19 protein-coding genes are annotated in these 21,009 nt (G+C 41.3%); 14 read left to right on the top strand and 5 right to left on the bottom strand.

Annotated features, from left to right (window positions below; translation table 11 throughout):
• The first annotated feature begins 28 nt into the window (after positions 1–28).
• From HMPREF9072_RS02920 to tpx, 13 genes are all read left to right on the top strand, one after another.
• Positions 29–1,795 carry an ABC transporter ATP-binding protein gene (locus HMPREF9072_RS02920; protein WP_009410452.1) on the top strand — a complete coding sequence of 589 codons (1,767 nt, stop codon included), beginning with the start codon at positions 29–31 and terminating at the stop codon, positions 1,793–1,795.
• Positions 1,796–1,900: 105 nt separating this feature from the next.
• Positions 1,901–4,306, top strand: coding sequence for a DNA translocase FtsK (locus HMPREF9072_RS02915; protein ID WP_009410451.1), 2,406 nt, complete (start codon positions 1,901–1,903; stop codon positions 4,304–4,306).
• A gap of 157 nt (positions 4,307–4,463) precedes the next feature.
• Positions 4,464–5,117: a DUF4145 domain-containing protein gene (locus HMPREF9072_RS02910; RefSeq protein WP_009410449.1), complete on the top strand. Its 654-nt coding sequence runs from the start codon at positions 4,464–4,466 to the stop codon at positions 5,115–5,117.
• A gap of 38 nt (positions 5,118–5,155) precedes the next feature.
• Positions 5,156–6,349, top strand: a complete 1,194-nt coding sequence (locus HMPREF9072_RS02905) for an aspartate aminotransferase family protein (RefSeq protein WP_009410448.1) — start codon at positions 5,156–5,158, stop codon at positions 6,347–6,349.
• Between the two features lie 201 nt (positions 6,350–6,550).
• Complete coding sequence (gene pncB, locus HMPREF9072_RS02900) at positions 6,551–7,723, top strand: nicotinate phosphoribosyltransferase (RefSeq protein WP_009410447.1); 1,173 nt, start codon at positions 6,551–6,553, stop codon at positions 7,721–7,723.
• A 40-nt stretch (positions 7,724–7,763) separates the two neighbouring features.
• Complete coding sequence (locus tag HMPREF9072_RS02895; protein WP_009410446.1) at positions 7,764–7,964, top strand: hypothetical protein; 201 nt, start codon at positions 7,764–7,766, stop codon at positions 7,962–7,964.
• Positions 7,965–8,006: 42 nt separating this feature from the next.
• Complete coding sequence (locus HMPREF9072_RS02890) at positions 8,007–8,552, top strand: Smr/MutS family protein (RefSeq protein ID WP_009410445.1); 546 nt, start codon at positions 8,007–8,009, stop codon at positions 8,550–8,552.
• Positions 8,553–9,233 carry an ABC transporter ATP-binding protein gene (locus HMPREF9072_RS02885; RefSeq protein ID WP_009410444.1) on the top strand — a complete coding sequence of 227 codons (681 nt, stop codon included), beginning with the start codon at positions 8,553–8,555 and terminating at the stop codon, positions 9,231–9,233. It begins immediately after the preceding gene.
• A 41-nt stretch (positions 9,234–9,274) separates the two neighbouring features.
• Positions 9,275–9,718, top strand: coding sequence for a PepSY-like domain-containing protein (locus HMPREF9072_RS02880; protein ID WP_009410443.1), 444 nt, complete (start codon positions 9,275–9,277; stop codon positions 9,716–9,718).
• A gap of 76 nt (positions 9,719–9,794) precedes the next feature.
• Positions 9,795–10,241 carry a PepSY-like domain-containing protein gene (locus HMPREF9072_RS02875; protein WP_009410442.1) on the top strand — a complete coding sequence of 149 codons (447 nt, stop codon included), beginning with the start codon at positions 9,795–9,797 and terminating at the stop codon, positions 10,239–10,241.
• Between the two features lies 1 nt (position 10,242).
• Positions 10,243–10,677 carry a PepSY-like domain-containing protein gene (locus HMPREF9072_RS02870; RefSeq protein ID WP_009410441.1) on the top strand — a complete coding sequence of 145 codons (435 nt, stop codon included), beginning with the start codon at positions 10,243–10,245 and terminating at the stop codon, positions 10,675–10,677.
• A gap of 2 nt (positions 10,678–10,679) precedes the next feature.
• Entirely contained in the window at positions 10,680–11,909 is a 1,230-nt protein-coding gene (locus HMPREF9072_RS02865; protein WP_009410440.1) for an NAD(P)/FAD-dependent oxidoreductase, read from the top strand.
• A 72-nt stretch (positions 11,910–11,981) separates the two neighbouring features.
• Complete coding sequence (tpx, locus tag HMPREF9072_RS02860; protein ID WP_002673532.1) at positions 11,982–12,479, top strand: thiol peroxidase; 498 nt, start codon at positions 11,982–11,984, stop codon at positions 12,477–12,479.
• A 54-nt stretch (positions 12,480–12,533) separates the two neighbouring features.
• Here the strand turns inward: tpx and recJ are convergent, their stop codons facing one another.
• Together recJ and HMPREF9072_RS02850 are read right to left on the bottom strand one after the other, a co-directional pair.
• Positions 12,534–14,228, bottom strand: coding sequence for a single-stranded-DNA-specific exonuclease RecJ (gene recJ, locus HMPREF9072_RS02855; RefSeq protein ID WP_009410439.1), 1,695 nt, complete (start codon positions 14,226–14,228; stop codon positions 12,534–12,536).
• Between the two features lie 63 nt (positions 14,229–14,291).
• The gene (locus HMPREF9072_RS02850) at positions 14,292–15,155 is read right to left on the bottom strand and encodes an RNA polymerase sigma factor RpoD/SigA (protein ID WP_002673542.1); all 864 of its coding nucleotides are present in this window, start codon (positions 15,153–15,155) and stop codon (positions 14,292–14,294) included.
• A 101-nt stretch (positions 15,156–15,256) separates the two neighbouring features.
• Between HMPREF9072_RS02850 and HMPREF9072_RS02845 the strand changes: the two genes are divergently transcribed.
• On the top strand, positions 15,257–16,252 hold the full coding sequence (locus tag HMPREF9072_RS02845; RefSeq protein ID WP_009410438.1) for a glycosyltransferase family 2 protein: 996 nt from the start codon (positions 15,257–15,259) through the stop codon (positions 16,250–16,252).
• A gap of 211 nt (positions 16,253–16,463) precedes the next feature.
• Here HMPREF9072_RS02845 and rsgA read toward each other — a convergent pair whose 3' ends face one another.
• The 3 genes from rsgA to HMPREF9072_RS02830 are packed head-to-tail and all read right to left on the bottom strand — an operon-like array spanning position 16,464 to position 21,008.
• Positions 16,464–17,402, bottom strand: coding sequence for a ribosome small subunit-dependent GTPase A (rsgA, locus tag HMPREF9072_RS02840; RefSeq protein ID WP_009410437.1), 939 nt, complete (start codon positions 17,400–17,402; stop codon positions 16,464–16,466).
• 3 nt (positions 17,403–17,405) lie between these two features.
• Positions 17,406–17,915, bottom strand: coding sequence for a CvpA family protein (locus HMPREF9072_RS02835; protein ID WP_009410436.1), 510 nt, complete (start codon positions 17,913–17,915; stop codon positions 17,406–17,408).
• Positions 17,916–17,939: 24 nt separating this feature from the next.
• Positions 17,940–21,008, bottom strand: coding sequence for a reprolysin-like metallopeptidase (locus tag HMPREF9072_RS02830; protein ID WP_009410435.1), 3,069 nt, complete (start codon positions 21,006–21,008; stop codon positions 17,940–17,942).
• Position 21,009 lies beyond the last annotated feature (1 nt).

Here is a 21,009-nt window from a genome sequence, read left to right as displayed (position 1 = left end):
CGTAATTTTGCCACCTTAAAAGAAAACAATGTCAGAAAAAACATCTCGCACTAAACATACTTTTCGTCAGCTGTCGCACTTTGTAAAACCTTATCGTGGGGTATTTATAGCCGTAGCTCTCTTTGCGGTGCTATCGTCTATCTTTTCGACCGCACAACCTTACTTGATAAAAGTAGCGATTGACAATTATATCACTCCTAAGGATTACGAGGGTTTAGTGCGCATTGTGTACATACTCATAGCTTTGCTATGCGCGGAAGTAACGATGCAGTTTCTGTTTTCTTATTACTCTAACTGGCTGGGACAAACGGTAATACGTGATGTACGCGAAAAGCTTTTTGCGCACTTGTTGCGCTTTAAGATGCGGTATTTTGACAAATCGTCCATAGGGGTATTGGTAACGCGTGCGGTGAACGATATGGAACGGATAGGCGAAATTTTCAGTTCGGGGCTTTTTGAGATGGCAAGCGATATACTGAAAATGTTTGTTATCACGATTGTAATGTTTGTAATTGATTGGAAATTGGCGCTTATCAGCTATGCTACGATGCCTCTTATTTTGTACTTTACGCGTTGGTTTCAACGTTCAATGAACGCTGCTTTTGTGGAGGTACGTCACCAAGTGGCAAACCTAAACGCCTTTGTACAAGAGCGCATTTCGGGTATTAAAGTATTACAACTTTTTGCGCAAGAGCGTGAAGAATTGGAGAATTTCAAAAAGATAAACGAGAAACACAAACAGGCGTGGCTGAAAACGATATGGTATAACTCTATTTTCTTTCCGATTGGCGACTTGTGTGTATCGATTACCATTGCGCTGATTGTGTGGTTTGGCGGTCGGCAAATTATAGGAGATAACGTGTACGACTTAGGGAATATCTTCCTTTTTATACAGCTTTCACAACAGTTATTCCGACCTATTAGGCATATAGCCGATAAGTTCAACACTTTGCAGATGGGCATTATCGCTTCTGACCGCGTATTTGCTATTTTGGATACTGAAACAGATACTGAAACTGGAGGTGAGAAAGAGTTGAAGGAAGTGAAAGGTAATATTAAGTTTGAAGACGTCCGTTTTGAATACGTAGCAGGAGAAGAAATCTTGCACGGCATTAGTTTTGAGGTAAAAGAAGGCGAAACCATTGCGATTGTAGGGGCAACGGGTGCAGGGAAGACCACTATCACTAATTTGCTAAACCGTTTTTACGACTTGACTTCGGGGGCGATTTACATCGATGGGGTGAACATTGAGGAGTATACTCTCAGTTCGCTACGAGAGCACATTGCTACCGTGTTGCAAGACGTATTCCTATTTGCCGATAGTATTTACAACAATATCACCTTGAAAAATCCTGCTATCACCGAAGAGGAAGTGATTGCGGCTGCTAAGAGTATAGGAGTTCACAACTTTTTGATGAGTTTGCCAGAGGGATATCATTACAACGTGAAAGAGCGTGGGGTTATGCTTTCGGCAGGACAACGCCAGCTGATAGCTTTCTTGCGCGCCTATGTACACAAACCACAAATTCTTATTTTGGACGAGGCAACATCTTCAGTAGATTCGCATTCGGAAAAGCTCATACAAGAGGCTACCGATAAGATGACCGAAGGGCGCACGTCCATCATCATTGCGCACCGCCTTACCACCGTGAAAAAAGCTGATAGAATAATAGTATTAGACAAAGGGAAGATAGTGGAAATAGGCAATCACGAGGAGTTGTTACAAATAGAAAACGGCTATTACCGCAACTTGTATGAGGTGCAGTTTTTGGAAGAAGTGAAATACAAGGAGTGAGACTGCGTCTCAGAAATTAGCATAAATGAGGTTCAGAATCAAGTAGATAAAACGCAATTGAACTGACGTTACATAAAATTTAATTGAAAAAACGCTTAACTATAAATGGCTAAAAAGAAACAACCACAAGAAACACAAAAGAAGAAGAAGGATACTAATAAACCTCAACAGCGCAAATTGGCTTTTGGCGTATTTTTAGTACTGCTATCGCTGTATTTGGTATTTACCTTTTCGTCATTCTTCTTCTCGTGGCAGACTGACCAAAGTGGATGGGCAGATTTGAGCAATCGGGAAGAAATTGCTGACAATATAGGCAGTAAGATAGGAGCCTATTTGGGGCAGTTATTTGTATATAAAGGTTTTGGGCTGGCAGTTATCTTTCCTGTGTGGCTTCTATTTCTCTCAGGGATGAAACTTATCCTGAATATGAAAAAGCCATTGCTAAACCGCTGGTTCTGGGGGATTCTGTTAATGGTATTCACTTCAACCGCCTTAGGATTTTTGGGAGGGAAAGCTACCATATTAGCAGGTGTTTCGGGCTATGAACTAAACCATTTTCTACAAGACTATTTGGGCAAATTAGGCACTATACTCCTCTTGGTACTTATTGTGGTACTCTATGGCATTTTCAAACTAAATCTCACTACTGAAAAGGCTGTTGCTTTCTTCCAAAATACATTCTCTAAACTGAAACGCGAAGGAGAAGAAGAACAGGAGCAAGGCGATGAGGAGGAAAACAGCTTTGAAAGTATAGAAAAAGAGCCTAACTCCATAGAATTTACTACTGATGAGGGTGATTTAGACTTTATCATTCCACAAGGTGAAAACGAAAAGTTAGACCCTTTTACCCATAAAAAGGAAATTCCGCGCCTTGATGGGCAAGAGGGAGGATTGGAAATCACTAATATTCCCGAAGAGGAACAACCTGATTTTACAGTAACGCCTACTCAGCCAACAGAGGCAATAGACCCCGAGGCTCTGGCTAAGCAATTGGTAGAGAACTATGGAGAGTATGACCCAACGTTAGAACTTAGCGATTACCGTTTCCCTACACTCGACCTCTTAGACGACCCCAAAGACAGTGGTATTGTTATTAACCAAGAAGAATTGGAGGAAAACAAGAATACAATCGTACAAACGCTGAACGATTACAAAATTAAAATAGAGAAGATAAAGGCGACCATAGGTCCTACTGTTACTCTTTACGAGATTGTACCCGAAGCGGGGACACGTATTGCAAAAATCAAGAACTTAGAAGACGACATAGCTCTTTCATTGGCAGCACTTGGTATTCGTATTATCGCACCTATTCCAGGGAAAGGTACGATAGGTATTGAAGTACCAAACAAGAAGCCTACAATGGTGTATATGCGCACGATGATTACCGCACCGCGATTCCAACACGCCGAAATGGAACTTCCTATCGCCTTCGGAAAAACAATTAGCAACGAAACTTTTGTAGCCGACCTTACCAAAATGCCTCACTTACTGATGGCGGGGGCAACCGGACAAGGTAAATCGGTAGGGATAAATGTAGTGCTCAGTTCGCTACTCTACAAGAAGCACCCAGCCGAAGTGAAGTTTGTGTTAGTAGACCCTAAAAAGGTAGAGCTCTCGATATTTGAGCGTATAGAACGTCACTTCCTCGCTAAATTACCCGATAGTGAAGAAGCAATTATTACCGATAACAAAAAGGTGGTGAACACGCTGAACTCCCTCTGTATAGAGATGGACAACCGCTACGAACTGCTGAAAAATGCCCAAGTGCGGAACATCAAAGAGTACAACGCTAAGTTTAAAGCGCGACAGCTAAACCCTAACGAGGGACACCGCTTCTTACCTTACATCGTATTGGTAGTAGATGAGTTTGCCGACTTGATAATGACAGCAGGCAAGGAGGTAGAACTTCCTATTGCACGATTGGCACAGCTTGCCCGAGCCATTGGTATTCACTTGATTATCGCTACTCAACGCCCATCGACCAACGTGATTACTGGTATTATTAAAGCCAACTTCCCTACGCGTATTGCCTTTAAGGTAAGCTCTAAAATAGACTCTAAAATCATCTTGGACGGCTCAGGAGCAGAACAGCTCATTGGACGAGGTGATATGCTCTACTCGCAAGGGAATGAACCCGTACGTATACAATGTGCTTTTGTAGATACCCCCGAAATAAAACACATTACCGACTTCATTGGGGCACAGCGCGCTTACCCCGATGCGTACTTGCTTCCTGAGTATGTAGGACCTGAGGGAGAGGGTGTAGATTTAGACTTCGACCCCTCGGAGCGTGACCCTATGTTCCGTGAAGCTGCCGAAGTGGTAGTGAATGCGCAACAAGGTTCGGCTTCCCTCTTGCAACGCAAACTGAAATTAGGTTACAACCGCGCGGGTCGCCTCATCGACCAATTAGAACACGCAGGTGTAGTAGGTCCGTTTGAAGGCAGTAAGGCAAGACAAGTGCTCATTCAAGACATTGTAAGCTTGGATAGATTGCTTTCTGACAATTAACAATTGATAATTGACAATTGACAATGGTTGCGTCGCATACTCTGGCAAAGTTTCACACTTTGGCAAAGTTGAAATTAGCAACTGACAATGCATACACCGCATACTTTGTTATACTTAAGGATTTTGACAAAGTGAAAAAATATTAGAATTTGTAAATATGGAAATTATAACACATAATGAATATGCTGAAAATATAGATAAATATCCGGATATTTGTCCTCATTGTCATAAGCATCAAATACCTAAATATATAAGTGGGTTAGAATATTATTATTTTGGAACGAAAAAAATTGAAGCTTTTTTTCAATGTACTAATAGTGATTGTAATAAAGGTTTTATAGCTTATTATTACAAAGGCGTTCTAAGAGAAATATCTATAGGGACTTTTTTAGAAAAAGAATTTAGCGAGATTATAAAAACAATATCTCCTCAATTCTCTATTATCTATAACCAAGCAAATTCTGCTGAGCAAAATAAACTTGATCAAATTACAGGCGTTGGATATAGAAAAGCATTAGAGTTTCTCATAAAGGATTATGCTATAAAAAATAATCCTTCAGAAGAACAAAGTATAAAAAAAACACCTTTAATGCAGGTTATCAATAAACATATTAGTGATACTAATATTAAAAATGTTGCAAAACGTGCTGTATGGTTGGGAAATGATGAAACTCATTATATAAGAGTTTGGGAAGATAAGGACTTGTCTTTTCTGAAACAACTTATTGATTTAACAATTCACTGGATAGAAGCAGAAGAACTTACAAAGACAATGATGGAAGAAATGCCAGATAATAAAAATGTTAGATAATAATTAAGACTCTTGGAGAGTAAATAGTGAAAAAAATAATGAATCAACAACAAGATTTTTTAAAATATCAAGCCCCCACCTCACCTTATCCGCGATTGTTGGAGGTAGAACGCGCCGAAGGTAGTTATATCTATACTACCGATGGCAAGCGTTATTTAGATTTTGTGGCAGGCGTATCGGCTTGCACTTTGGGGCATTGTCACCCTGCGGTAGTGAAGGCTATCCAAGAGCAGTGCGCTACCTATATGCACGTGATGGTATACGGCGAGTATGTACAAAAACCGGCGGTAGATTTCTGCAAACTTCTCGCTGAGCAGTTACCACCAGAGCTCAATACTACCTATTTGGTAAACTCCGGTACGGAAGCTATTGAGGGCTCGGTGAAATTAGCCAAACGCGCTACGGGAAGAACTCAACTCATCGCTGCCAAAAACGCTTATCACGGCAATACACAAGGTTCGATGAGCCTAATGGGCTATGAAGAACGCAAACGCGCTTATCGTCCGCTTATTCCTGATGTAGATTTTATAGAGTTTAACAACGAAGCCGATATCCTCAAAATCACCGAACGTACCGCAGGGGTAGTCTTGGAAAGTATCCAAGGAGGAGCAGGATTTATCGAACCCCAAAACGACTATCTTATCAAGGTAAAACGCCGTTGTGAAGAAGTGGGAGCCCTGCTTATCATCGACGAGATACAACCAGGTTTCGGACGTACCGGCAAGCTCTTCGGTTTCCAAAACTATGGCTTTACCCCCGATATTATCGCAATAGGCAAGGGTATGGCAAGCGGTATGCCGGTAGGGGCATTCGTGTCGTCGTATGAGCGTATGCAGCTGTTGGCAAACAGTCCTAAAATGGGGCATATCACTACCTTTGGAGGTAACCCCGTGATAGCAGCAGCCTCGTTGGCAACCCTCAACCAGCTACTCACTACCGACCTAATGGCTCAAACCTTGGAGAAAGAAAAACTCTTCCGCAAGTATTTGCAACACCCACTCATTGAAAGCGTGAACGGTAAAGGACTGATGTTAGCAGTTATTGTTAAGACTGCCGAAATCGCCGATTTTGTAGTGAATTACTGTCAGGATAGGGGACTCATCGTGTATTGGCTGTTGTTTGAACACCGCGCCGTACGACTTTCTCCTCCACTTACCCTCACCGATGAAGAAATAAAAGAAGGCTGTGATATTATCTTAGATGCATTGAATCAGGTAGAGAAATCATTCTAAATGATTACTATCTACATTTAATTCCTTTTTAATCGAAGCTAAAGCGAACCTAAGACGAATCTAAACCGAAGTTAAGACGAAAAATAGGTGGAATAGAATTAGGAAGCAATCGGTTATAATTGCAATTTATTTATTATCTTTGCCCAAAATAAGTTTTTTGAACTTACTAATTATCCATTGTAAATTGTTAATTGAAAATATATGTCTGCAATCCTAAACTCATTATTAGACAACGATTTTTACAAATTCACTATGCAATGTGGCGTAGTGCAGTTATTTCCTAAAAACAAGGCACGTTACACTTTTATCAACCGTGGCAAACACGAATTCCCCGATGGCTTTGCTGAGGCTTTGAGAGAAGAGGTGAACAATATGGCAAAACTGAAACTCACCAAAGCCGAAAAGCAGTTTTTGATAGATAACTGCCCCTATTTGAGTCCGCTGTATTTAGACTTTTTGGAAGGGTATCGCTATGACCCTTCGGAAGTGCATATCGAACAAAACGGTAGCGACTTGCAGGTAACTGTTGAGGGCTACTGGTATCGCACGATACTTTGGGAAGTGCCCCTACTTTCTATAATTAGCGAGCTCTTCTATAAACTCACCAAAGCGACCGCTTGGACAGACGAGCAGGTGATAGCTAATACTCGTGAAAAAGAACTGTTATACAAAGAATTAGGAGTGGTATTTGCCGAGTTTGGTACCCGCCGTCGCCATTCGTATCACGTGCACGACATCGTGATGCACACTTTAATGGAAGGCTACAACCAAACCTTTATAGGTTCTAGCAACGTGCATTTTGCGATGAAATACAAGGTAAAACCCATAGGTACTCACGCTCACGAGTGGTTTATGTTCCACGCAGCTGAGTACAGCTATAAAATGGCTAATGCACTCTCTCTCGAACACTGGGTAGATGTGTACCGAGGCGACCTTGGGGTAGCACTATCCGATACGTATACTACCGATGTGTTTTTCAAGCAATTCGACAAGAAGTTCAGCAAGTTGTTCGACGGTGTGCGTCACGATAGTGGCGACCCTATCGTTTTTGCTGAAAAGACAATAGCACACTACAAGAAAATGGGTATAGACCCACTATCAAAATACATTATCTTCTCTGACGGACTTAACCCTAAGAAAGTACAGGCTATTACTGAGGCTTGTAAAGGTACCATAGGAATTTCATTTGGTATAGGCACCGACCTCACTAATGATGTAGGCTTACGCCCGATGAACATAGTAATGAAGCTCACCGAAGTACTCACTAGCGACAATGAGTGGGTGCCTACTGTAAAACTTTCAGACGAGCCTAACAAACACACGGGCGACCCAAGAATGATTGAACTCGCAAAAGGAATATTGGCAATTAGCTAATTAGCCAATGAGCAAATTAACAAATTGATAAATCGAATTTATGAATTATATATTAATGATTTTAGGGATATTGATAGCACTGTCGCGTTATCTTTTCCCAAAATACGACCAAGCGTTACTCATCATAGGCATAAGCCTACTGATGATAGGTATCTATCGCATTTCGCGCAACCTACCCTCTAAAAATGAGGAAGATTTTCAAGACCCAGCGACGAAAATAAGAAACCGAGAAGATAATTAGCAAATTAACTGCCCGTGCGGCTCGCACCTCGCACCTCGCACTGTGAACATAGGAGATTACATAGAAGTATTAGACGATACCATTAAAGGACACATCGTGCGCCTTACGCCTCAGCAGGTAACAGTGCTTACTACTGAGGGGTTTGAATTAACTTACCGCCCTGAGGAAATAATAGTTATTGAAGAGAAAGCGCCTTTAAAAGGTGCTTTTACGAATATAGATGAAGAGAGTTTGCGCAAAGATGTGGTGAGCAAGCGCAAGAACAAATCGCCTCTCACTAAAAAAGAGCGTAATATCCCTCCAATGGAAGTAGATTTGCACATTGAGCAACTGGTCAATTCTACTAGGAATATGACCAACTACGATAAGCTTACCCTACAACTCGAAACCGCTCGCCGGCAGTTAGAGTTTGCCATTGCACAGCGTATCCAACGCGTAGTGTTTATTCACGGAGTAGGCGAAGGCGTGTTGCGCACCGAATTAGAATTCCTGTTAGGACGTTATTCTAACGTTACTTTCTACGATGCCGAATATGCCAAATACGGCATAGGCGCTACCGAAGTATATATCTATCAAAATGCCAAATAAATGATTCAAGCTACCAATATTCATAAAACTTATAAAGATTTAGAAGTGCTCAAAGGCGTATCGGTGAACGTTTCCAAAGGCGAAATTGTATCGATAGTAGGAGCTTCAGGAGCAGGAAAAACCACCCTGTTACACATCTTAGGTACTTTGGACAGTCCAGACACCAATAAACCATCATCGTTGGTGATTAATGGTACGGATATATTGTCGTTATCCTCCAAAGCCTTAGCAAAATTCCGCAATGAACACATAGGCTTTATCTTTCAATTTCACCAGTTGTTGCCCGAGTTCACTGCTTTGGAGAATATATGTATTCCTGCACTCATCAAAGGGATAAGTAAGAAAGAAGCCGAAAAGCGCGCGATGGAGCTCTTAGACTTTTTGCACCTCACCTCGCGTGCCGACCATAAGCCCAATGCCCTTTCAGGAGGCGAACAACAACGAGTGTCGGTAGCACGCGCCCTGATGAACCACCCTTCGGTAGTATTTGCCGATGAACCCAGTGGGAACCTCGATTCCGAAAGTGCTGAAAAACTACACCAACTCTTTTTCCAACTGCGTAATGAGTTCCAGCAGACATTTGTAATCGTCACCCATAACGAAGAATTGGCTACTATGGCAGATAGAAAGCTAGTGATGGTAGACGGAAGGATAATTATTCCCAATTCTTTCCAAAATTAGGTAGTATCTTTGCCCCGTTAAACTTAAAAACAGATTAAACGATGAAAAAATTAGTATCAATTATTGCCACTTTTTTATTGACTGTAATAGCAGTACAAGATGTATCAGCTAAAGACACTCCTATTACTTTTGAACAATTACCAGCTAAGGCGCAAGCTTTCGTGAAACAACACTTTAAAGTAAATGATATCGCATCGGTATGGAAAGACGACGATTTCCACGACCAAGATTACAAAGTGTATTTTAACGATGGTACTCAAATTGAATTCTATAGCAATGGAGACTGGGAAGAAGTGAAAACTCGCACTCAGGCTATACCTGCAAAACTTATTCCTAATGGTATCGCTCAGTACGTAAAGAAAACCTACCCTCAAACGGATATCTACAAAATCCAAAAGAAACGCTATGGCTATGAGGTAGAACTCGCTAACGGACTCGATTTGGAATTCAATGCTAAAGGACAATTTTTAAGAATAGACGACTAATAAAAAGTACCATTCATTTGGTACTTTTTTTATTTTTAGCTACCTTTGTCGCCTTAAACATATCAATTATAAAAAGATGAATACATTCAAAACATTATCAACAGTGGTCTTCTCTTTACTTGCTTTTGGAGTGGCTACCGCTCAAGACGAAGGCCTCGTACCTATAAGTACTTTGCCTGCCAGTGCACAAAGTTTTATTAAGCAACATTTTTCTGCTAATAGCATCGTTTCGGTATGGCAAGATACCGAGAAAGGCAAAGTAGAGGACTACACCGTGCTCTTTGCTGATGGCACAGAAATAGAGTTTCGTGCTGATGGCAATTGGAAAGAAGTGAAATCACGCAACGGACAAGTTTCACCCAAGATCGTTCCTACAAAAATTACTAAGTACGTGCACAAAAACTACCCTAATGTAATCGTTAAAGAAATTAAAAAAGGGCGTACTAAATACGAAGTAGACCTTTCTAACGGAGTAGAACTCATTTTTAACTTAAATGGTAAATTCTTAAAAATAGACGACTAAAATGAAACATTTTTTATTACTCATTGCTGCTACACTTACCTTCAGCGTAGCCTCAGCACAAGACAAAAAAGTAACTTTTAACGACCTCCCTGCTGATGCTATCAACTTTGTGCGCGAGCATTTTTTGGTAGACCACATCGCTTCGGTATGGAAAGACACCGATTACAAGGACGAAGAGTACACCGTCATCTTTCGCGATGGACTTGAAATAGAGTTTAACGGCGATGGCGATTGGAAAGAGCTTAAAGCTCGTCACGGTAAAGTGCCTGATCACGTAGTACCCGAAAGAATATTAGCACACGTACGTGCCACTTTCCCTTTTGAATCTATCAAAGAAGTATCGCGCAACCTTAGTAAAAAGAAATATGAAGCAGAACTTACCGACGATCAAGAACTTAAATTTGACGATAAGTTCAATTTTATTGGGGTAAAATAACTATGTACGACCTTCTTATTATCGGTGGAGGAGCTGCTGGCTTCTTCACCGCTATTAATACTGCTGAAAAACACCCTAACTTTAATATTGCTATCCTCGAAAAAAGCAAAGAAGTACTCCACAAAGTGCGCATTTCGGGCGGAGGACGCTGTAACCTCACCAACGCTACTTTTACTCCTCAAGAACTTGTAAAGAACTATCCTCGTGGTAGTAAGGAACTCCTCAGTCCCTTCCTCCGTTTTATGTGTGGTGATACAATGGACTGGTTTGAAGCTCACGGTGTCCCTCTCAAAACTGAAGCTGATGGTCGTGTATTTCCTATTTCTAATACTTCGGAGAGCATTGTAAATTGCTTCCTCAACGAAATAAAAAAACATCATATAAAGCTCTTCGCTGAGCAAAATGTACAAGCCTTCTCTCCTACTCCCGAAGGTTGGCAAGTAAGTACGCCCAAGCAGACCTACATTGCTCGAAATGTAGTCATTACCACTGGCAGTAATCCTAAAATATGGCAATTGTTAGCTAATTTGGGGCATACTATCATACCACCAGTCCCCTCGTTGTTTACCTTTCATACTTCCACCCAATGGACAAAAGAACTATCGGGTATTGCTGTAAATGCTTCTGTACGTTTGCTTAGCAAAGAAGGAAAATCACTAAAAATAACTGAGACTGCTCCGCTACTCTTCACCCATACGGGTTTTAGCGGACCTGCGGTATTGCGCACTTCGGCTTGGGGGGCTCGTGCGCTAGCTGAATGTAACTACCAATGCTTAATGGAAGTAAATTTCACCGCTAACCTCACAGAGGCGCTTTCTTATGACGAAACGCTCTCTGTTCTCCAAGAGTTTAAACAACACAACGGACGCAAAACAATGCAAAGCTTCTCACTTTTTGAACTCCCCAAACGCTTATGGTCTGCTCTTTTAGAAAATGCTGGTATCGCCCCTGAACAAGTGTGGGCAGAGCTCAACAAAACACAATTGCGTCGGCTGGCAGAAGTTCTTACCCAATATCGTTTTCCCATAGAGGGCAAAGCTATCTTCAAAGAAGAATTTGTAACAGCAGGTGGTGTAAAACTCTCTGAAATCAACTTTAAAACTTATGAGAGCAAGCTACACCCTCAGCTCTATTTAGCAGGAGAAGTACTAGATATTGATGCTATTACTGGAGGGTTTAACTTCCAAAATGCGTGGACGGGTGGATATATCATTGCAGAAAGTATTCAATAATAATCCTATTATAAACTTAATACTTGGCACTATTTTTGTTGATTTTCATATTATTAATAATAACTATATTTTATGGCAAATATTACGTTTCACGAACAACCAGCTCATACTGTTGGAGAACTTCCCAAAGTGGGTACTATAGCTCCTAATTTTTCAGCTGTAAGGAATGATTTAGCTGAAGTAACACTCAAAGACTTTCAAGGGAAGAAAGTTGTACTAAATATTTTTCCGAGTGTAGATACGGGGGTATGTGCAGCTTCTGTGCGCAAATTTCACGTGGAAGCTTCTAAACTCAGTAATGTAGCTATCCTTTGTGTATCCAAAGACCTTCCTTTTGCACTTACTCGTTTTTGTGCTGCTGAAGGAATAGATAATCTCACTATGCTTTCAGACTTTAGAGGTGATTTTGCAAAGCATTACCCTATTGTCTTTACTGATACTCCCTTAAAAGGGTTATTATCACGTTGTGTAATAGTTTTAGATGAGCAAGGGAAAGTGGTTTATACAGAACAAGTAGCTGAAACCACAGACGAACCTAACTACGTTAAAGCGTTAGAGGCTTTGAAATAGGTAAGGAAACAAATAAAAAAGAGGTTATTAGAAAGTATTCTGATAACCTCTTTTTTATTTTATATCTCTTATTTGTAACTGCAAACTTACTCTGCCATTCCACTCATTTTCTTCTATTGAATATACTATGCTGAAAGGTCTGCCAGAGGTTACTATGGGGAGTTTATGTGCTAAGCCAAAGCCTACTGCATCGTAATACGAGGTAGTGCCTACTTCTTTTAAAGTGAGTTTTAAGTGTTCTTCATCTTTACCGATACGTTTGGCAAAGCCGGTATCTATTACGTTTTCGGCATAGAAAAGCGGAGGGAGATTCAGAGGACCGAAAGGCTCAAACTGTTTGAGTACGTTATACAACTTTGGGGTAAGTTTGCTCAATGGCAAAGCGGTATCTATAAAGAGTTTGGGAATGCGAAGCGAAGAGTCTATGGTTTGCTTTACTACTTCTTCAAAGGCATTTTTGAAAAGCGGATACTGTTCAGGGAGTAAAGTGAGTCCGGCAGCGTATTTATGACCACCAAACTGCTCCAAATACTCACTGCATTTTTCCAAAGCTTCGTAAATATCAAATCCTTGTACCGAACGCGCTGAAGCAGCATATTTATTACCGCTCTTAGTAAAGACTACCGTAGGACGATAATAATGCTCTATAAGGCGAGAGGCGACAATACCTATCACCCCTTTATGCCATTCTTCATTAAACACTACCGACGTATAGTGTTCTTGCTCGCCATTTGCCTCTATTTGGTTGAGAGCTTCGGTGGCGATACTGCTGTCCAGCTCTTTCCTATGTGTATTAAGTGCGTCTATCTCCTTAGCTTTAAGTACAGCTTGTTCTTCATCAGTTTCGGTGAGGAGAGCAACGGCGTATTTGCCGTGTTCTATACGTCCTGCTGCATTCACACGAGGTGCTGCTTTGAACACTACATCGGTTATGGTAATTTTACCTTGGTGCTCACCAAAAAGCGCTTTTACGCCTGCCGACGGATTATTATTGAGTACTTCTAAACCAAAGTACGTCAAGCAACGGTTCTCGCCGTTCATTGGTACGATATCGGCAGCAGTAGCGACGGCTACTAAGTCTAAAAGAGGAATGAGTTCGCTGAACGGGCGTTGTAAATACTCGTGATAAGCTTGGGCTAATTTAAACCCTAAACCACAACCACAGAGTTCTTTATATGGGTAAGGACAATCAGCTTGCTGGGGGTCGAGCACGGCAATAGCATCGGGCACTTGTTCCGAAGGACGGTGGTGGTCGGCAATAATAAAGTCAATGACTTTTCCTTTGGCATATTCTACTTTATCAATGGCTTTGATACCGCAGTCGAGCGCAATGATGAGGGTACAACCTTGCGCCTCGGCATAGTCTATTCCTTGAAAAGAAATACCATAGCCTTCGGTATATCGGTCAGGGACGTAGGTGTGCAATTTAGAAGTGAAGTTGCTAAGATAGCGCTCCATTAAAGAAACGGCGCTAGTACCATCGACATCGTAATCGCCATAGATAAGGATTGTTTCGTTACTTTTTAAGGCTCGATCTAAACGAGCAACGGCTTCTTTCATTCCTTTCATCAGGAAAGGATTATGTAATTGTGAGAGTGTAGGACGGAAGAAATCTTTTGCTTGCTGAAAGGTAGTCACGCCTCGTTGTGCTAAAAGAATCGCCAAAGGCTCACTGATGTTGAGCTCTTGTTGCAAAGTAGCGACAATGGCTTGCGGTGGGAGTGGTTTAAAGTTCCAAGTGTAGTCCATTTGATAATGATTAATGATTAATGGTTAGTGGTTAATTTATCATTATCCTCTAACCATTAATCATTATCCTAAATATGTTTTTAGAATTTTACTACGGGAAGTGTGTTTAAGGCGACGTATTGCTTTTTCTTTGATTTGACGTACACGTTCGCGAGTGAGGTCGAAGGTTTCACCTATTTCTTCGAGGGTCATTGCGTGCTGGTCGGAAAGACCGAAATACAAACGAACTACATCGGCTTCGCGAGGGGTAAGCGTTTCGAGCGCACGCTCAATTTCGGTGCGCAAAGAATCTAATATTAAAGCCTTATCGGGGTTAGGTGACTCATTACTGCGAATCACGTCGTAAAGGTTAGAGTCTTCTCCTTCTACCAAAGGTGCGTCCATAGAGATGTGGCGACCTGCATTCTTCATAGATTCCTTCACATCATTTACTGACATATCAAGTTCGCGCGCAATCTCTTCGGCTGAAGGTACGCGTTCATTGGCTTGCTCGAGGTAAGCATACATCTTGTTAATTTTGTTGATAGAACCTATTTTATTCAGCGGTAAGCGCACAATACGCGATTGTTCGGCTAAGGCTTGGAGAATAGATTGGCGAATCCACCATACGGCGTAGGAAATGAATTTGAATCCACGGGTTTCGTCGAAGCGTTGTGCTGCTTTAATGAGCCCTAAGTTTCCTTCGTTGATAAGGTCGGGCAGGGTAAGCCCTTGGTTTTGGTATTGTTTAGCTACTGATACCACGAAGCGCAAATTGGCTTTGGTGAGTTTTTCTAAGGCGGCTACATCGCCTGCCTTAATGCGTTGTGCCAATTCTACCTCTTCATCAGCAGTAATCAAATCTACACGACCAATCTCTTGCAAATACTTATCAAGAGACGCGGTTTCACGGTTGGTTACCTGTTTGGTAATTTTTAGTTGTCTCATTCAGAAAAAATCCTTAATTTTGTCGATTCTTATACGCATATTATACGTATGGTATTATAGAGATGTTACAAAATCTTTTAATTTTAACATTACTTTAACAGATGAAATATAGTTTTATTATCCCTATATACAATCGTCCTGAGGAACTTGACGAACTGCTAAACAGCCTTGTATCACAAACTTACGAAGGTGATTTTGAAGTAGTAGTGATAGAGGACGGCTCTACTATTACCTCAGAGCAGATATGTAAAAAATACCAAAACGATTTATCGATTACTTATCTTTCTAAGCCTAATACAGGTCCGGGCGACTCGCGCAATTACGGTATGCAACGCGCTCAGCACGATTATTTTCTCATTTTAGATTCCGATTGCATTTTGCCTTCTCATTATTTGGAAGCAGTAGATGACTTCTTGCAAGCCCATTACGTAGATTGTTTTGGGGGCTCGGATACTGCTACTGATGACTTTACCAATATTCAGAAAGCTATTAACTATACGATGACTTCTTTGCTGACTACGGGGGGCATTCGCGGTAGCCAAAAGCGTATTCAGCGGTTTGAACCTCGCAGTTTTAATATGGGTTTATCGCGTAAAGCTTTTGAGGCGACGGGAGGTTTTGGGAAAATACACCCTGGTGAAGACCCTGATTTAGTGATACGCCTTTGGGAAAAGGGTTTTGATTCGGCTTTTATTCCTACCGCTTTTGTGTTTCACAAACGGCGCATTTCGTGGGCGAAATTCCGTACCCAAGTGAGTAAATTTGGACAAACGCGGGCTATCCTTAACCATTGGCACCCACAAACGCGCAAGCTGACTTTTTGGTTGCCTACTTGCTTTGCCTTGGGACTTTGTGGCGCTATACTGTTAGTCTTTTTTGGACACATCGCTCCCTTGCTTGTATACGTTTCTTATTTTATATTGATAGGGTGGGACAGTGCCCGAGAGAACCGCAGTGTGAAGATAGGATTTTTATCGGTTTGGGCGCTTTTGGTACAGTTTTTTAGTTATGGTTGGGGATTTCTCAGAGCAACATTAAAAATAGCTTTCGTTAAGAAATCAATCGAAACTCTTTTCCCACATTTATTCTTTAAATAACCTCTTTTTTAGTAGTAGGGAGCTTATAGGTAGCTTATAGGAAGCTTATACGAATCTTGGACGATTGGTATAGGATAGCTATATAAAGATTTGATTTTCAAACTGCTATAAAGGATATTTACACAGAAATAAAACGAAAGAAAACAGACCTCCTATCGGAGGTCTGTTGCTTGTAAGAGGAAGGTGTTTTAATTTAATATTGTTTTTTGCGTTACTCTCCTTCGCCTTCTCGGTATACGCTTTCTTCGCCTTTTAGGATTTGGAGATAGCTTTTGTAGCGCGACCAAGCGATTTCATCGCGGTCTAAGGCGGCTTTTACAGCGCATTGGGGTTCATCGGTATGGAGACAATTATTGAACTTACATTGGTGTTTGAGAGCGAAAAACTCGGGAAAATAGTCGGTGAGTTCTTCTTTTTCGATTTCTACCATACCAAAGCCTTTGATACCTGGAGTATCGATAATGCGTGCCCCAAAAGGCAAATCGAACATCTCGGCAAAAGTGGTAGTGTGCTGACCTTGCTGATGTTGCTGAGAGATTTCGGCAGTTTTGAGATGTAAATTGGGAGCTATGGCATTGATGAGAGTAGACTTGCCCGCACCAGAATGCCCTGATACCACGCAGGTTTTTCCTTCCATAGTAGCTTTTACCTTATCGATATTTTTGCCCGTAGTAGCCGAAATACCTATACATTCATAACCTGCCTTGCGGTATATTGAAGCGAGGTATTTCACTTCGGAGAGCTCGTCTTCTGTATAAGTATCTACTTTGTTGAAAAGCAATACGGTTTTGATACCATAGGCTTCGGCAGTTACCAAAAAACGGTCGATGAAAGTAGTAGAGGTAGGCGGATTGTTGAGGGTTACTACCAAGAAAGCGAGGTTGATATTGGAAGCGATGATATGAGTTTGCTTAGAGAGGTTTACTGATTTACGAATGATGTAGTTATCGCGTTCTTTTATCTCGGTAATGACGCCTCTGTTGCTCTCTTCCAAACGAAAGAGCACGCGGTCGCCCACGGCTATGGGGTTTGTGTTCTTAATGCCTTTTAAGCGGAATTTGCCTTTGATGCGACACTCGTAGAATTGCCCCATAGCGACGTCCTTCACTGTGTACCAGCTTCCTGTAGATTTATAGACTAACCCTTCCATTTACTATTCACTTTTCTGTTCTTTTTTCTCTTTCTCGGGAAATACATTGGCGTATACTACTTGACTGATACTCTTTACGGGTTTGTACAGAAGAGATTCACTCAAAGCGGAGACTGAGAGCCACTTTTCGGTTTGAAAGGTACGCTCTAAAAACAAGAACATCGACCCTGCAATTACAGCCACTTTGAGTAAACCAAACAAGGCTCCTGCTAAACGGTTCAGGAGACCGAGTTCGGCAATTTTGAGCATCTGGGTAAGGACTTTAGCTAAGAGCATTACCCCCAGCATTAATACAATGAGGGTAATACCAAATGCAAAAATCTCTAAGGTTTGCTTTTCGGCAGGTAGAATCTTGTCTAACAACGAGGCAGTAAAGAACGAAAAGTGTATCGCCCCATAGATACCTATCACAATAGCTAATAGCGATGCCATTTCGATGATAACCCCTCGCATAAAGCCACGTACAGCTCCGAAAGCCAGAATTACCAGTAATAAAATATCTATCTTATTCATTCATCAATTATATTTTTAGTAGTATCATTTTACATATAAAATTCCTTTTTTGGTTTGTTGTTGTCCTTTAAAATAGTAGGTAACCACATAAAAATAAGTACCCGCTAAGCGTTTGCTACCTACCACTCCTTTTACGTTAGGGTAGCCTCTGAAATAGTCACCATTTTGCTGATAGTGGTTATTTTCGTATACTTTTAAGCCCATTTCATCAAAAATAAGTAATGAGATAGGGCGATCTTCATCGGCATTTTCTACCTTGAAATAGTTCTCGGGGTTAGTAGTTGAGACAGCATTATATATTATAAGTGCCGCAGAGGGTGATTTGGACGGGTCGGACGGATTAGGTTGTGGTTGTGGTTGAGGCTGTGGTTGAGGCTGTGGTTGGGGGTTGGGTTGGGGGTTGGGTTGGGGGTTGGGTTGGGGTTGTGGTTGTGGTTGTGGTTGAGGTTGTGGTTGAGGTTGTGGTTGAGGGTTGGGTTGGGGTTGAGGATTTTGAGCGTTAGGGTCAATAGTGATTACTTGTTCATAACGGTTTTCGTTATGAGCACTATCTTCTACAAACCACACGTAGCGTATTATTTTTTTACCGTCTTTAGTTTCATTGCTTTGGCTTGACTCTACTTGTAAAGTTCCATCGCAATTATCGGTTGCTGTGAGGTTTTCTCTTACAGGTACATCGGCGTCGCTCTTTACGGTCATACTTGGAGGGTAAGACGATAGTACTGGTTTTTGAGTGTCCCTGAGGAAAATTTGTTGGGTATAACGGATAGGCAAAGCTCCATCGGCATAGGCTATCCAAGAGCGAGTGAGTTTATAGGACTTACGGTCACCTTCTTTAAACTCTTCTTCATAGTCTATGTGAATGTTATCGGCACCCTCTGCTTTTACTTCAGTTTTAGCAGGAATATCGCCTCTGCATTGTACGTGTTTATCCTCAGGAAGAGGAGCTACAAATCGTAAGGTTTTAGTAGGTGGTTCTTTTTCGTAATAGATAAATTGCTGTGCTGTAGCGGAGTGGCTACATTTATCTGTTGCTACCCATTTGCGCAACAAGTAGGTAGTATGGTCTTCTTCTGAAAAAGTTACCTGAGCGACTTTATTAGCACCACAATAATGAGATTCGGCGGTAACGTTAGGTTTTTCGGGAATAGCATTCTTTTTAACAGTTATCACAGGCTCAGGCAAATTTTTAAAAATAATGTCAGGGCTGTGCATATCCAAAGTGCCTGGGGTGTCAGTGCTCACAGCATAGGCAATATGGTTGAGTACTTCTATTTTAAAGAGTCCTTCTACAAAAAGATTATAATTTTTCCACCCTTTAGCTTGTGTAGGAAAAATGACCGTAGCTTGTCCGTTGTTAGATATTCCATCAGCTAATACATATTTGTAGGTCTTGCCGTTATCCTCAGAGAAGAGTATACGCACTTTGCTATTGTTGCCAAAAATATTTTTATCTACATCCCAATGAAGGGTTACTTCTTTACCTCGTTTGTATTTTCCCGCACTACTTTTGCTTACAGAAGTAATCTTGAAAGGCGTTCCCCCTACTATATTCACTTTGGTTTCATAGACATCATAGAGCGCTACGTGAGGTTTTCCGTTTTTGTAAGCTCCTATTTTACCGTCGCATACGCCTAACCAAAAGGTAAAAACTCCGGTTTCTTTTTTATCTGTGAACTTATAAGGAACAGGTTCCCATTCATTGTATCCATTTTTTCTATAGGGTTGATAGAACTCTATATGGTTGCTCTCGGTAGGACGGTTAGAAGGGAAACGCGCTTTGCCAAATTGATTAAAATCGGCTTGATGTGCCATATAGAGAAGGGGGTCGCCATCGGGGTCGGTTGCTTCTATATTGAATTGAAAGTAAGTGTTAGGGGGCAGTTTGTATTCCTTCTTTAATGTAGAACGTTGGATCACGGGGGCACGGTTAGTAGAAACTTCACCGTAAGGGATATTGTCCTGTGGCAAGCCTACCAACTGAGTACGAGCTTTATCGCTATAATAAGCATCGTGCAAATTGGTACGGTTGCGGATGGTGTATATAGACGGAAGAGAGAAATAAGTGCCATTAGGGTCGTTGATGTAACTCATAATAGAGTTCCCTCTATCGGGCTCGGTATGAGAAGAAGCTGTTGCCCCTCCTATGGTAAAAGTGTGTGCGGAGCCTAATAAGTGTCCTAATTCGTGAAGGATGATATAAAACTCGTGATTGGCGATACAGCCTCCTTTTAGCTTTCCTGTAATTTCACCCAAATGCGCCAAACCACGGTTATCACTGTATATAGAAAAGACAATACCTGCATCGTAATTCTCTTCGCCTATAAGATTATTAAAATCTGAAGTCGCTCTATTCAATACCTCTCTCACCACAGGGTGATCGTATATTTCTTTGTCTTTAGTAGTGATGATAAGACGAGGGTCATTCACCAAAGCAAATTGACAGCCAATCTCTCTACCGCATACCTCGTTGAGCCCTGCCTCTACTTTTGTCATAAATTCTTTTACCTTATTTATATCACCATAACAACGTTCCTTGTAAAAACTGTAATCGATGAGCATTGCCAAACGATAGGTTCTGAGTACATTGGTATTGTAAAGCACTCTTTTGTCGTCTGACGGAAGTGCCTCTTCGCGCAAAATTGCTCCACGTGCAGTCATTGCATTAGTAGGTACTATTTGCATAGGTAGTCTTTGGGAAGTGGGCGTTGTAGCTTGAGAACATTGCCCATCGGCGCAAGTGCCACAAGTGAAGTGTTCTTTATCGGTAGTAACTTTCAGTATCCCGTTTTCAGTGTTGATGAAATAAGAATGACCATCGTGCCATACTTCACCTGATAGGGTATTTTTATTCATTGAGAGCGTTCCTGCAAAATTGCCATTGTGATAGGCAACGAAAGTGCGGAAACCTTCTTGAGCAAGGCTATTGGGGCGTGCTTGCCAGTTGAGCGATATAGATTTTCCTTCGATAGGAACATTCCATTGTACTGAGGTGTTTGTACCAAAAAGGCGTATCACCTCAGTAGCTTTTTGTTGTGCATTTATGGTTCCTGCTACGAAGAACCAGAGTAGTAAAAGTCGTGATATTTTCATT

It is taken from the genome of Capnocytophaga sp. oral taxon 324 str. F0483 (genome assembly GCF_000318315.2).
Classification (GTDB): Bacteria; Bacteroidota; Bacteroidia; order Flavobacteriales; family Flavobacteriaceae; genus Capnocytophaga; species Capnocytophaga ochracea.
The sequence above is the reverse complement of the archived record's forward strand: the minus strand, read 5'-3'. Positions and strand labels throughout refer to the sequence as shown.